We start from the raw sequence: 15,098 nt of genomic DNA on the forward strand, positions 1-15,098 counted from the left end.
TCTACTTTTTGATATTTTTTTAGCAAATATTTAATATTTGTCTTTTTTGTTTTTGAATCAAAAGGTTAACTATTTTCAAAAAACAATGGAGAGGTGAGATATTATGTTAGTTAATTTAAAACCACAAATAAGTTGAAAAAAAATTAGTATTAAAATTTTCCTATTCCTAATTGGATTATATCTGTTCACAATTGGGTTAAGTATATATTTACCAACCGCGGTTGGGGTAATGCACCTTGATTTTACCATTTATTCAGTTTTAATGGTTTGAAAAGGAATTTACGCGGATGGAACCTTGGATACAACAGTTTCTAATGGAACAGTCCATTGAATTGTGTTAGGATGTTATTTTTTTATCCTAATGTTATTTTCAATCGGATTTGCTAGTGTTAGTGCTTATCGTAAATATCAAGTTACTAAAAATAAATATGAATTTAATATTTTATGGTGGGTATTAATGATGGATCTGGTGATTGTCTTGTTAGAACCATTTATGTTGCAACTGCATGAATTATATATTACTCCTGAGCTTGCTAATAAAATTAAAAATAGTGATTATACAATCCGAATGTGAATTTTCTTTGGGGGATTTTTATTAAATGCCCTTGGCGATGCTATTTGATTAAAATCAAATATTTTTTTAGGTCCTTATAATTCAATTTGCTTTAATTTTCAAAAAATGAGTAAATGAAAATATATAAATGCCCGAATTTTCTTAGACTTTTGTATTTTAATTCCTGGGGTTATCATTACCTTAACAACAACAACTATTAGTTGGGATTTAAAAGAAAAGTTTTTCTTGAACTATATTAACTTAGGAACAGTGGCATTTATTTTTGCCTTTGGTCCGATTGTTCATTTACTAGGCACTTCGTTAGATAAATTAGGACTAAAATTTCAAAAATGGTTAAAATAAAGGATAATAATAGAGTTATTTTTTGGTAATAAGAAACTTAAAAATATGATATAATTTTTTGGACTGTATTAAAAATTAATTTGAACAAGGTGGAACATATAGATGAGGAAATTAATCAGTTTTTTTTGTGTACTAAATTTAGCAAGTTTACCAGTTGCAACAACCGTTGCTTGTGACAATAGCAACCAAAAAACTTCAAAAGTCTGGGTTGTAACTGATGGAGGAACAGTTAATGACCATTCCTTCAACCAATCAGCGCTAGAGGGAGCGGATGATTTTGCCCAAAATGGTTTTAATCGTAAAGCATCTTTTATTGAAACAAAAAATACGAGTGGTGGTAGCGACCCTTCGGCGGATGATTTTAAACAAGCATATCAAGTAGCTTTAAATTCTGGGGCTGAATATATTGCCATTGCCGGATTTAAACATGCTGCAACAGCAGGATGATTAAACCATCAGGCCCAAAATTATGCTAATTTTAAAGGAATTGTTTTCTTAGACAGTGCTGCTGAAGCAGTTAAAAATGAAGATGGCGGTTATAGTAAAATTGCCGGGACAACTTTTGATAGTCAAAACTCGGGATTTTATGCTGGCTTAGCAGTTGGCATTTATTTAAATGCTTTTAAAAAACAAGGTGATGTTAATGGCGATGGAAAATTATCGGCCGCTACTTTTGGTGGTTTTGATTTTGCTGGTTCAGTTACTAATTATATGTGAGGGTTTTTAGGGGGGCTAAAGACTTTTAATAAAATTGTAGATCCGGCTAATAAAGACTTACAATTAGTAAAACCATCACTATATAATATTGAGAATTATATGAAAATTATCACTGGACAAGATCAAACATTAGAAAAAATTGAATTGGCACAAACAACACCCCCTGCGGTGGGAACAAATGGGAAAGATGATAGTACTTGATTTACAAGTAGTTTTAGTAAGGGGGATGGGGTTACCTTAGCAAAAAGTTTAGCCAGTAAAGCGGATGTTATTTTCCCGGTGGCCGGACCCCAAACATTGGATGTTTTAGAAAATACTAAATCTTTGGTAGTGGGAGTTGATGTTGACCAAGCAAAATTATATGAAAAATATCAGAATCGTTTTATTACGAGTGCTTTAAAAAATATTCGCAAAGCAGCCTTTGAAATTTTAAATATGATTCGTAATAATCCAACCTACGCGTTAGGAAAGACATGGGGAACATCGGATGATACTCCATATCATAAAGACTGGGCTGGAATTAGTATTATTAATGCAACACCCTTAAATTTTGCCGCTCGTTTAATGGAAGATTTTAAAAGCAAAAAGCTCAAATTCAATCTCAATATCGTGAATTATTAAAGCAAGACGGTGCAGCAACTAAGTTTGCTAGTAGTTATGCTGGGTTAGAAGATGTTGTTAACAATTTATTAGGAATTAAGTCATCAAAATCATAGTATTTACTATGATTTTTTATTTCCTTTTTTTGCATTTTATTTCAAAAATTTGTCTCTTTTTTTAAAAAATAATTTTAATTTTATTGCTTTTTATATTTTTTAATGTAAAATATTTAATCTAAATTTTATATATGATATAATTTAAAAGTAGCATTTTTGATGGGAGTTAATTAAAATATGGACAACAAAAATAAAGATGACTTTAGTGTGCCCAATGAGGATAAGGCAACTAACACTGAAGTCCAAAAATATACCCGGCTAACCTTCGGGACTGTTTTAAAGACGGAATTATTTAATTCGATTGCTAAAAGTAAAAAACACTTGTTAAGATTTTTCTTAATTTGTTTTATGTCTTTTATTTATGGAATTATTTGTATTACGGGAGTATGAGATCCAATTTCTCGGATTGATCAGGTGCCAGTGGCCATTGTTAATCGGGATGCCCCTAGTTGTTTTGCATATATCAGTACGATTAAGGGTGGTAATGAATTTATTGATGATGCTAAAGAAGTATCATATTTTGATAATGCCAAAAATTCTTCGGAATGTGGTGGTTTAGCTAAGCAATGATTTGAAACAGGTGGTTTTGATAAAACTGTTTATGAATTAAATTATCGTTATGCTTCTTTAATTGATGATATTATGACCAATGGTTCTGCTTATAATCCAGCGACTAAACAAATTAATAAAAGTGTTGGGGATATTAATACTAATATTAATTATTTAAGTGGTGATGAGGCTTATTTTTCACCACAATCAAAATACTGAGTACAATTAAACATTCCACAAAACTATACATTAAATACTTATAAATTAATGCGTGGTTTAAGTTTAATTGGTACGACAAATTTTTCTGCCAATGAAGAAGATAATCTTTATAAGGCAATGGATTTCTTTAAAGATAATAAGATAAATTTATGAGCTACATATGAACATAGTTTTATGATTGGAAATATTATGAACATGTTAAAAAGCACGTTTGGAGGAATTGCCACGAGTGTGTTAACCACAATTTCGCCCGAAGCATTATTTTGATTAAGTGCCCGCCAAGATCAAGGCGAACACTTTGGGGAGTATTATATTATTCCCTATAATATTCAAAATTTTATTATGAATATTGTTAATGGTATTAATAGCTATGATTGTGATGGGACTAATAATACGCAAGTTTGTCAAGATGCGAGTGGTAATCCAATTTCGTCAAACTTATACCAGGCCTTGCAAAAATTAAAAAAAGATAATGAAGAATTATATAACTCAGTAGTATTAATGTTCCATCATATTAAATACGATGAATTTGTTAAATTTGATGCCGTGCTAGTTAAAAAAAGTATGACTTTTGCTGAATTATTACCAAAAGCATTTGAAATTATGCTGCCAAATTTAGGACCAATTCCTGACAAAAAAGATGTTGAAAAAAGTTTATGAGGGAAAAAAGTATACTGATCAGATTATAAATCAAAACTATTATCAGTAACTAATTATTTTATTTCTGATGCCCAAGCCTCACAAAAAATTAATACGCATATTCAAGGAAAAGAATTCGGAACTTATGGGTATGGATTAGGTTTGTATTTTATCTCAATTTCTTTATGGGTTGGAGCAATGTTGCAAACTTTTATTTATAGTAAAAAAAGTTACACTAAGAATGCAAAATGGCACCAATATTACTTAGCAAAATGAGTAACAATGATTATGACTTCGTATGCCCAGGTCTTGCTACTGTTTATTGGTTTATTAGCAGTAGGTTATGGTAATTTAGGTTCACCAATTCTTTACATGCTAATGTGGATGGTAATTACCGCCACCGTTCTAACCACAATTACCCAGGCGCTCTGGTATTGTTTACCCGATGTTAATAGTGGCCGATTTTTATGTATTATGTATACTGTCTTTAATTTAGCGGCCGGGGGGGGTAGTTTCCCAGCGATTTTACAAAATAAATTCTTTGAAGGAATTAGTTATATTGTGCCATTTACCTATACAATTCGTGGTTTGAGTAATATTGTGTATGGAGTTGCTTCAAATGAGGGAATTATGAGTAATTATAATGAGCAAATTCTTTCATCGTTTGGAATTATTTGTTTATTCTTTGCCTTTTTCTTAGCATTAGGTTTAGCAACATCATATATTTATCGCCGGATTGATATTTATGGAACCTTTAAGTTAAAAGAAATTTATTTAGCAATGAACAATATTAATGAAACGGAAAATTTTGCGCAAAGTCGGCGTGTTATTAATAACTTAGATATTAAGTACACAACCTTAATTAAAGAATATATTGATAAAATTAACCGCAATAAAAAAATTAAATTATTAGAAGATAAGATTAGCAATTTATATAAAGATCCAGCGGTTGTGCGGATTAAAAAGTTAGAATCAAACTTAGTGACTCTTCGTGATCGTTTTGAAATTATTAATCAACGCTATAATATTTTAAGTCAAAAAGTAGAGATTACTAATTCTAGTCATGATCAGAAAAAAGTAACAAAATTAAAACGAAAAATTAATAAGTTAGTTGAAAAAATTAAAAAAGATCGCCAAGAAATTATGGAGTTAAAAGCAAACCCTAATATAGAACGAATTCGTAGTTTAACTGCTAAATATAATACGATGAAAACAGAGTATGATACTTTAGCCAGTGGGAATACAAGTGACTGAAAAGTTAAGGTCAAAGGTATTAAGTTAAAACAAGAATTAATTTATACGAAAAAGAAAATCACTGACTTAACGGCCGCAACAACCAAAACTTTATTTGATAGTCCCAATGAAGTAAAAATTAATAAGTTAATTATTGAATACAATATTGTAAAAGAACAATTAAATGATTTACAACAAAATAATAAAGCAACTGAACACCTTACTAAAAAATATGAAAATAAATTATTGAAAATAAAAAACCAAGTAACAGCATTAAAAGACTCAAGTTTAATTATTAACCGCTTTATTGAAGAAAAAATCATTAAATTAAATAAACAATTAGAAACAATAAATATTGAAAAAGCAAAAAACCAAAAATTAGCTTCGTTAATGAAAGATGATAACTATAACATTAAAGTTAAAAAAGCAAACCATAAAATTGGGGAGATTGTAAATGAAATTCAAGTTTTAGAAGAAGAACTAAAATCAATTGTTGAACATCAAAAAGATCGCATTAAAAATAAATACAAATATAATAAGTATTTAATGAATTTAACCCGAATTAAAAGTAATTATGTTTATGATGATAGCCGTGAAGGTATTGCATAGAAAGGGAGCAGAACTTAGTTATGAAAAATGAAGAATATAAAACTAAACTCCGAAGTGAAGGAAAACCGAAATTTCGAACAATTTTAAAAGATGAACTCCGCGCCTTTTTTGTGGAAAAACCTTTTAACCGGGTAATTGCGATTATTGGATGTTTCATTACCTTTATTTATGGGTTCTTCTATATTTGAGCCTTCTTTGATCCATATTCAAATTTACAGCGTATTCCGATGGCAATTATTAACCAGGATGATAATGTCTGTATGATTTATAAAAATGATAATGATCCTACTGCCACAGGACCACATACAACATCATTGTTAAATGCCCAAAGTATTGACTATGATTATACTGCCTATACGCAAGAAGATTGCCGCGCATCAGCGCAAATGGTTGGAAAAAATGGTTATTATACAAGTGTTACCGATGAAGCAATTACAAAGCTAAACTTTTATAATCCAAATACTAATCGTTTTAAATATGATTTAAAAGTTGGACAAGTGGAAGGTGATTATGTTCGTTATCGAGGGAATCCTGAAGAATTAGATAACAAATATTGAGTACAAATTCGAATTCCCCGCGGATTTACCCAACACTTAACTTCATTATTAATTAATATGAATAAAGCAAACTTTACTTGTTTTGATGGTTTTGATAGTAATGGTGTATGTAATGATAAAGATCCAGAACATACGTTAGATCCCAAATTATTATCGGGAAAAATTATTCAAGAATTAAAATGATATAAAACTAATAAAATTAGTTTATGGGGAACTTTCCGTCATAATTTTGCGAGTGGAATGATTACTGATTTTTATCAGAACATTTCTTCGTCCTTAGCAGCGGCGATTGCCCCCCAACTTTTATCAACAACCTTATTTACTTTATTTAGTTATTATGAACAAAACTTTGATGGAAGTTGAACCAGAACTGTGGAAGAATCTGATATTAACCGTTTCTTTTTAGAATTTTTAGATTCAAGACTAATTCCTCCGGTAACTTATTCTGGAACTAGTGTTCAATTACAAACAGTCTTTCCGCGTGCGGAAGCTTTAAAAAGAATTTTAGATTTAACAGTATCGGATGGATTAATTAGTCCAACTATTTCTGATGAAATTTATCGTTTATTTACCGGAATTTTTCCGATTTCAATTCCGCCAATTATTAATAATTTATTTCATTCAAATAGTTTGCCCGGAGCTAAAATACCACCCCCATATGTCTGAAAAATTAATGTGGTAAGTCAAAAAATAACAAGCATTGATTACACTACTGCGACAATGAATTATAATGATTTTGTTAATGCCATGGGTAACTTTATTGATAATGGGAAAACCCTTGGTGGCATCTTTGATATGCCATTTGAACTAGTCGGGAAACAATATAGCGAATATGGGATTGGATTAGGTCAAGCATTTATTTTAATTGCTACTTATATTGGAATATTCGCCTCGACTGTTATTTATAATCGCCGGTCGCGTACACCAAATACTAGATTTTATCAATATTACTTGTCAAAAATATTAATTTTTCAAGTTAATACTTTTATCCAAGTTACTATCCTAATGTTAATGTTATTAGCGGTCGGCTTCACAACGTTGGGTTCCGCATACTGATTATTATATTTATTTGTACTCTTTATGGGCTTTATTCTAACCTTTATTGTCACCGGAATTTGGTTTGCAATTCCCGATGAGGTTGGTTCCCGGGTTGCTAACTTAGTCTTCTTAATGCTTAACTTTGCTTGTGGATGAATCTTATTTCCCGCCTTTATGGCTAATGACTTCTATAATGGTCTATCAAATATTATGCCATTTACTTACGGAATGCATAGTATGGGTGAAATTATTTATGGAATTGCCGCTGGAGTTGGCCAAATTCATTACTACCAGATTGATATTATTATTAATTGTGTAATTTTATTAGCAATTGCGGTCTTCTTTATTATTTTAGCCCTGACCGTTTTACATGTGCGGTTCTTACATGCTCGTTATGGAACAAGAAGAATCGGAATTATCTTTGATGCAATGGGGCAAGTCGAGTCAACACAAGAATATGCTCGCAAACGAAGTGTGCTATTAATTTTAAAAGAAGAACAAAAACAGCAAATTAAAGCTAAGGTAAAAGAAATTTTAAATAAAACCCATAATGAAAAATATTCATACACAAAATTATCAAAACGACAACTACGAAAATTGGAACGAAATGCAATTGAGGATTAAAGGAGGAGTGTCAATGAAAAGAATTTTATTATCATTAATGAGTTTAAGTATTGTTGCTACTAGTGCCACTAGTTTAGTTGCTTGTAAACAAACAGAACAATTTGATTTTCCTGGTAATAACCAATTTGCAAAAACAGCTTCTCCCGTTGTCATAGCCAAAGTAAATAATTTTTTACAATATAGTTTTGTCTATACCGAAAAAGATGGGAAGTTTACCTTTGAATATAGTTATCAAGATAATCCAACCGCTCCGGATCAACCAAAACCAAACCAATGGCCAAAGTATGATTCAATGGAACAATTAAATCCATGAGGCAACGATGACTTTGGAACTACAGCGGCTAATACAATTGCTGTCGCAGTATATGCCGCAACCACAATTGGTAATACTAAACATGAAGAGGCTGGAGTACAAGGGTGCTTTGCTCGGATTATGCCTAACCCAGAGGGTGAACTATTACAATTAAAACAAGCAAGTTTACCAACTAATGAATTTATGAACGAAAGTATGATTGCCAAAGCCAAAGCAAACGCCGATATGAAAAAGATTTTGCAAGGTTATTACTTAGTAACAAGTAAAGCCCCAATTTTAGTCAAAGGGGGGGATAAAGCGAACCCGGATGACTATGCCAATTTCTTTTGGTCAGCCGCAATTTTACCAATCAGTAATATTAATTCAAATATTTTATAAGTTTAAAGATGTTTTTACAAACATCTTTTTATCTTTTTAAAGAAGAGATAATTTTTTATAATTGGTATAAAATAATATTAAGAAACAGGTGAGAAAAAATGTTTAAATTAGTATCAGATTATAAACCATCTGGTGATCAACCAGTTGCAATTAAGGAAATTACCGCGGGAGTGCTTGCCAATAAACGCGATCAAGTTTTACTAGGAGCTACCGGAACGGGGAAAACTTTTACAATGGCCAATGTTATTAGCCAAGTTAATAAACCAACATTAGTAATGGCCCATAATAAAACATTAGCGATGCAGCTATATGTTGAACTAAAAGAGTTGTTTCCTGATAACCGAGTGGAGTATTTTGTTAGTAACTTTGATTTTTACCAACCAGAAGCTTATGTTCCTAGTAAGGATTTGTATATCGATAAAGATGCTAAACAAAATATGGAATTAGATATGATGCGCTTAAGCGCCTTAAATGCCCTTTCAACAACGAAAGATGTTATTGTGGTTGCTTCAGTCGCGGCAATTTATGGGGCCCAAGATCCTCGTGAGTATCGTAAATCATTCTTTGAATTAAAACGGAACCAAGTTTTAAGTAAAAAAGAATTAGCAGCTTATTTAGTCGGTTCTGGCTATACACGAAATGATATTGAATTAATTCCCGGAACGTTTAGTGCTAAAGGAGATGTTATTAAGATTGTGCCGGGATGAAATATGAAAAATTTTATTCGATTAGATTTGTTTGGTGATGAAATTGATGATATTTCAGTTGTTGATGGGTTAACTGGAGATGTTATTCAAAAATTGACAAACTTAACAATTTTTCCCGCGCAAGATTATATTACTAGTCCCGAACGGATGAAAATTGCTATTGAAAATATTGAAAAAGAACTTCACGAACGATTAGCAGAGTTACGGAGCGAGGGAAAAATATTGGAAGCCACTAGACTAGAACAACGTACGGAATATGATTTAGATGCTTTACGTGAAACCGGAATTTGTTCAGGAATTGAAAACTATTCACGGCACTTAGATTTACGCCAACCAGGTGAACCACCATATACTTTAATTGATTATTTTGGTCCGGATTTTTTAACAATTATTGATGAATCCCACATGACGCTTCCCCAAATCAGAGCAATGTATAATACTGATCGTAGTCGGAAAGAAACCTTAGTTAATTATGGTTTTCGTTTACCAAGTGCTTTGGATAATCGTCCGTTAAACTTTGATGAGTTTAACCAAAAGTTAAAAAATATTGTTTATATTTCAGCGACTCCCGGTGATTATGAATTAGCATTAGTAAATAACCAAGTAACCCAACAAATTATTCGTCCGACTGGTTTATTAGACCCCACTGTTGAAGTTAAACCAACTGTTGGTCAAATTGATGATATTATTGCCCAAATTAAATTACGCAGAGAGAAAAATGAGCGGGTATTTATTACAACATTAACAATTCGGATGTCAGAAGATTTAACCAGTTATTTACAAGAACAAAATATTAAAGTAGCTTATCTACATAGTGAATTAAAGACATTAGAACGTAGTCAAATTTTACTAGAACTTCGGAAGGGAGTTTATGATTGTATTGTTGGAGTTAACTTAATTCGGGAAGGAATTGATATTCCGGAAGTTTCGTTAATTTGTATTTTAGATGCTGATAAACAAGGTTTTTTAAGAAATGAACGAAGTTTAATTCAAACAATTGGACGGGCGGCGCGGAATGCTAATGGCCATGTTATTTTATATGCTGATCGGATTTCGGATGCGATGGAAAAAGCAATGCGAGAAACTCTTCGTCGCCGGAGCATTCAAAATGACTACAATATTATGAATGAAATTAAACCACAAACTATTATTAAACCAATTCGTGATTATACTAATATTAAAATTCGCGATGATAAATTACATAAAATTAAAAATAAAAATTCCAAAGAATACAAAACAGCAAAAGAAGCCTTGCTGAATGATTTACGAAAAGAAATGTACCAGGCTAGTGAAAAATTAGATTTTGAAAAAGCTGCTGAATTACGGGATATTATTATTGAAATTGAAGCCCAATAAAATAAGTTTAATAACTTATTTTTTTTCTTGAAAACTATTTTTAAAAAGCAAAATTATTAATATTGAATATGTTATTATTAATTAAAGGACATCGGAGGAATTAAAAATGCGTAAATTAGTGGTTAAAGATATTATCAAGAATTTTAATTATCAAGTTTTAGCTGGGGAAAATAGCTTAGAACGGGAAATTAAAGTGTATGGAATTAACCGGGCTGGTTTAGAACTTTCTGGTTTTGACCCTGAAAAGGACAATACTAATCGTCGCGTAATTTTATTATCGCATAAAGAATATTTATATATTTCCACATTAGACCAGCCAACAAGAATCCAACGTTATGAGTTTATTTTAAATGAACATATCCCGATGATTATTTTAACTGATAAATTTAATGATGATTTATTAATTAAAATTGCCAATGAACATCAATGTCCTGTTGTAAGAGCTCCAAACATGCCAACTAGTCGAATTTATCAATTATTATTAGAATTTTTTGATGAGTATTTTGCCCCGGTTACTGAAGAACATGCTTCTTTAGTAAATGTTTTTGGGAAGGGTGTCTTACTAAAAGGAAAGTCGGGGATTGGAAAGTCAGAGATGACCTTAGAACTTGTTAAGAAAAACCACTTATTTGTTGGTGATGATCGGATTTTGTTAATGCAAAAGAATAATAAGATTTATGGCCGTTCCCATGAAATATTAAAAAATTTAATTGAAGTACGAGGATTAGGAATTATTGATTTAAGTAAAATTTATGGACTTCAAGTTTTATTAGAAGAAACCAGAATTGACCTAATTGTTGAACTAATACATCTTGATGATGAAGAATATAAATCAATTGATCGCTTAGGTTCTGAATATCAATTTGTTAAAATTTTTGATAGTTTGGTGCCAACCATCACGATTCCCGTTACTTATGGACGGAATGTTAGTGAACTGGTGGAAACAGCTGTTGCCAAGTTAAAATTAGAAGAAGCCGGAATTTCTTCGACTAAAATCTTGCAGAATCGTTTACACGATAATCTCACAAAATAAATTTAAGGAGGAGTTAACTTTTGAATTTAGGCACATGAATTGCTCGCGATACATATGCTAATTGATTTCGACCATACTGATTTTTAATATTCTGTGGTTTTGTAATTGTGATTTTAATAACCTGGTGAAAATTTCGCCAACGGAAAATCCCAACTCAGGGGTTATATATTGGAATTTTTATTTTAGTTCCCTTATCCTTATTTGGCGCTAGTATTTTTGGGAAATTAGATCCGGACCATCCAGTGCCGTTTTATGAGTTATTAGAATTTTGATTGCCCGGAATGAGCATTCATGGGGGACTATTATTTGGTCTCTTTGCTGGTTGAGGTTGGTTTTATTATGAGTCACGACGCACAAATATCTCAATTTGAGTTTATGCTGACTTAATTATTCCCCATATTTTATTAGCCCAAGCCTTAGGAAGATGAGGAAATTTTTTTAATCACGAAGTAATGGGTGCTCCAACTTCGCGCGAAAGTTTAATGTGGCTACCAGCCTTTATTCGTGATAATATGTTTAAGTGGTATGTTCCAAACCCAATTCCAGACCCGTTTTATCCAACGAAGGCTGTTGGGATTCCAGGATTTGATATGGGAGTAGACCCAACCGATTTTGCCCATGTGCAATATTTTCAACCAATTTTCTTGTATGAATCATTTGCCAATGTTATTTTATGATTAATTATTGTAGTCGTGGTGCCATTAATTTTTAAATATAGTTATTATCAAAAATTTAAAAATGAAGAACCAGCATTTGCAACATTATCATATAAGGGTGTTTGGGATAAATGATATTATGACCTTAAGATTGACCCCATGGTTGTTAAAAATTTAAGTAACGAAGTTAACTTAAAAAAAATTTATTTTAAAAATAAAAGTCGAATGACAAAAAAAGAACTTGTCATTAATTATTTTAAATATAAGTGAGCACGATTGCAGCAAATTATTAAAGCTGACCATCGGGAGTTAGAAAAAGTTGAAAATCCACACCGGTTAATTATTTTACGGTGTGGTGTTCAAGCTGGTTTATATGTGGCGGGTTATAATTTAATTCGGATTATTCTTGAAACCCAACGAACTGGTGATGATCTTTTTCTAACTAATATGCCAGTGTTAGACTTTATTGTAATTGGATTTTTTATTCTATTTGGAATTTTATTAATTATTTTTGCTCAATATATTTCTGTTTATAAATGACGACAAGGAGGATGATTGTATGAAAAACAATACTAATGATATTTATGATATTCTAATTATAGGTGCCGGACCGGGAGGAATGACAGCTGCCATTTATGGAGCCCGCGCAATGGCTAAAATTGCCATGATTGAAAAAGGGGCTCCCGGGGGAAAAATGACCAAAACAAGTGAAATTGAGAATTATCCCGGGTTTGATAGTATTCAAGGACCAGAGTTATCAATGAAAATGTTTATGCAAACCCAAAACTTAAATATTCCTTATCTTGGGGACCGGGTTGTAAACATAACTAAACAAACTGACACTGACTTATTTGAATTAAAATTATTTTCAGGCAAAATTTTATTAAGTAAAGTGGTAATTATTGCCACTGGAACAGTTGAAAGAAAAATTGGTGTTCCTGGAGAGTTAGAATTATATGGGCGTGGTGTATCTTACTGTGCGGTTTGTGATGGTGCTTTATTTAAAAATAAAGATATTGTCGTTGTTGGTGGGGGATATGCTGCTTTAGAAGAAGCTTTATACTTAACTAAATTTGTTAATAAAGTTTATTTAGTTCATCGTCGCCAAGAGTTTCGTGCGGATGATAATTTACTAGCCAAAGCAAAGAAAAATCCGAAGATAGAATTTATCTTAGATAGTGTCGTTACCAAAATTAATGATCCAAAAGCAAACAAAGTAACAAGTGTTATGATTAAAAATGTCAAAGATAATACTGAACAAGAATTAGTAGTCAGTGCTGTCTTCCCATATATTGGATCAATTCCGATTACTGATTTTGTAAAAGATTTAAATGTCCTAGATGAAAATGGTTATGTTATTACCAACAGTCGTTGTGAAACAAAAGTACCAGGATTATTTGCCGCGGGTGATGTAACAAATACTACCCTTCGCCAAATTGCAACAGCAGTTAGTGATGGGGCAAAAGCAGCCCAGTTTGCGATTGAATATATTGATAATTTAAAATAAAATTATTTATTTTGTTGTAAAATATATATGTTGATATAACATTAGAAAGAAGAGGAAAACTTTATGGCAAAAAAAGAATTAAAAGATGTTGAAGTTGGCTCAAAAAAGGTTTTAGTTAGAGTTGATTTTAATGTGCCAATGAAAGATGGTGTAATTACTGATGATAATAGAATAGTTGCTGCATTACCAACAATTAAATATTTAATTGATCATAATGCAAAAGTTATTTTATTTTCACATTTAGGAAAAGTAAAAACAGAAGCAGATCTAAAAAAACGAGACATTGCTCCAGTGGCAAAGGCGCTTAGTGATAAATTAGGAATGCCCGTTAAATTTGCAAATGCTTTTGAAGGACCAGAATTAGAAGCAGCTATTGCTGGAATGAAAGATAAGGATATTATCTTATTCCAAAACACACGATTTGCCGATATTTTGGATGCTAACGGAAATCTAAAAGTTGATGAAAATGGCAACGCCAAAGCAAAACGCGAAAGTAAAAATGATCCGGCCTTAGGAAAATACTGAACTAGTCTGGGAGATGTTTTTGTTAATGATGCATTTGGAACTGCCCACCGTGCCCATGCATCCAATGTTGGAATTGCTTCAAACATTGGTGTATCATGTTTAGGATTCTTAGTGGAAAAAGAAGTTAAAATGTTAGCGCAGGGGGTTGATAATCCAGTGAAACCCTTTGTGGCAATTATTGGGGGCGCAAAAGTTTCTGATAAAATTGGAGTTATTGATCACTTATTAACAAAAGCTGACAAAATTATTATTGGCGGTGGAATGGCATATACCTTCTTTGCTGCCCAAGGTCATAAAATTGGAAACTCATTATTAGAAGAAGATAAAATTGAAGTTGCTAAAGAATTCTTGGCCAAAGCAAACGGTAAAATTATCTTACCTGTTGATGCTTTAGAAGCACCGGAGTTTGTCGATGTTCCTGCCAAAGTAACCGCTGGTGTTGACATTGATGAAGGCTATATGGGATTAGACATCGGACCGAAAACAATTGAATTGTTTAAAAAAGAATTAGCTGGTGCCAAAACTGTCGCATGAAATGGGCCAATGGGAGTTTTTGAATTTAGTCATTATAGTAACGGAACCAAAGCAGTGTGTGAAGCAATTGCACAATTACCCGATGCCTTTACTTTAATTGGTGGGGGTGATTCAGCTGCCGCTGCTATTCAATTAGGATATAAAGATAAATTTACCCACATTTCAACTGGTGGAGGTGCTAGTTTAGAATATATGGAAGGGAAAACTTTGCCCGGAATTGAAGCAGTTCAAGATAAATAACCTGATAAAAACCACTTACGTGGTTTTTTATT

10 protein-coding genes are annotated in these 15,098 nt (G+C 31.9%); all 10 read left to right on the plus strand.

Annotated features, from left to right (window positions below; translation table 4 throughout):
- The first annotated feature begins 103 nt into the window (after positions 1-103).
- The 10 genes from QPK10_RS04105 to pgk all read left to right on the plus strand — a co-directional run bounded on the left by QPK10_RS04105 (position 104) and on the right by pgk (position 15,066).
- Positions 104-916 (plus strand): SPE_1075/MLC_0560 family membrane protein, encoded by an 813-nt coding sequence (locus tag QPK10_RS04105; RefSeq protein WP_368486752.1) that lies wholly within the window; start codon positions 104-106, stop codon positions 914-916.
- Between the two features lie 102 nt (positions 917-1,018).
- Positions 1,019-2,254 (plus strand): BMP family ABC transporter substrate-binding protein, encoded by a 1,236-nt coding sequence (locus QPK10_RS04110; protein WP_368486753.1) that lies wholly within the window; start codon positions 1,019-1,021, stop codon positions 2,252-2,254.
- Between the two features lie 272 nt (positions 2,255-2,526).
- Positions 2,527-5,598 (plus strand): ABC transporter, encoded by a 3,072-nt coding sequence (locus QPK10_RS04115; RefSeq protein ID WP_368486754.1) that lies wholly within the window; start codon positions 2,527-2,529, stop codon positions 5,596-5,598.
- 20 nt (positions 5,599-5,618) lie between these two features.
- Positions 5,619-7,817: an ABC transporter permease gene (locus QPK10_RS04120; RefSeq protein ID WP_368486755.1), complete on the plus strand. Its 2,199-nt coding sequence runs from the start codon at positions 5,619-5,621 to the stop codon at positions 7,815-7,817.
- 13 nt (positions 7,818-7,830) lie between these two features.
- Positions 7,831-8,508: a hypothetical protein gene (locus tag QPK10_RS04125; RefSeq protein WP_368486756.1), complete on the plus strand. Its 678-nt coding sequence runs from the start codon at positions 7,831-7,833 to the stop codon at positions 8,506-8,508.
- 98 nt (positions 8,509-8,606) lie between these two features.
- On the plus strand, positions 8,607-10,571 hold the full coding sequence (gene uvrB, locus QPK10_RS04130; RefSeq protein WP_368486757.1) for an excinuclease ABC subunit UvrB: 1,965 nt from the start codon (positions 8,607-8,609) through the stop codon (positions 10,569-10,571).
- Between the two features lie 106 nt (positions 10,572-10,677).
- Complete coding sequence (gene hprK / locus QPK10_RS04135; RefSeq protein ID WP_368486758.1) at positions 10,678-11,604, plus strand: HPr(Ser) kinase/phosphatase; 927 nt, start codon at positions 10,678-10,680, stop codon at positions 11,602-11,604.
- 20 nt (positions 11,605-11,624) lie between these two features.
- On the plus strand, positions 11,625-12,836 hold the full coding sequence (locus tag QPK10_RS04140) for a prolipoprotein diacylglyceryl transferase (RefSeq protein WP_368486759.1): 1,212 nt from the start codon (positions 11,625-11,627) through the stop codon (positions 12,834-12,836).
- A complete protein-coding gene (trxB, locus tag QPK10_RS04145) occupies positions 12,820-13,767 on the plus strand; it encodes a thioredoxin-disulfide reductase (protein WP_368486760.1) in 948 nt (315 codons plus the stop codon). The genes QPK10_RS04140 and trxB overlap by 17 nt, the downstream gene beginning before the upstream one ends.
- Before the next feature lie 63 nt (positions 13,768-13,830).
- Positions 13,831-15,066 (plus strand): phosphoglycerate kinase, encoded by a 1,236-nt coding sequence (gene pgk / locus QPK10_RS04150; protein ID WP_368486761.1) that lies wholly within the window; start codon positions 13,831-13,833, stop codon positions 15,064-15,066.
- The last annotated feature ends 32 nt before the right edge of the window (positions 15,067-15,098 follow it).

The sequence above is a fragment of the Spiroplasma sp. DGKH1 genome, assembly GCF_040940205.1.
Taxonomy (GTDB): Bacteria; Bacillota_I; Bacilli_A; order Mycoplasmatales; family Mycoplasmataceae; genus Spiroplasma.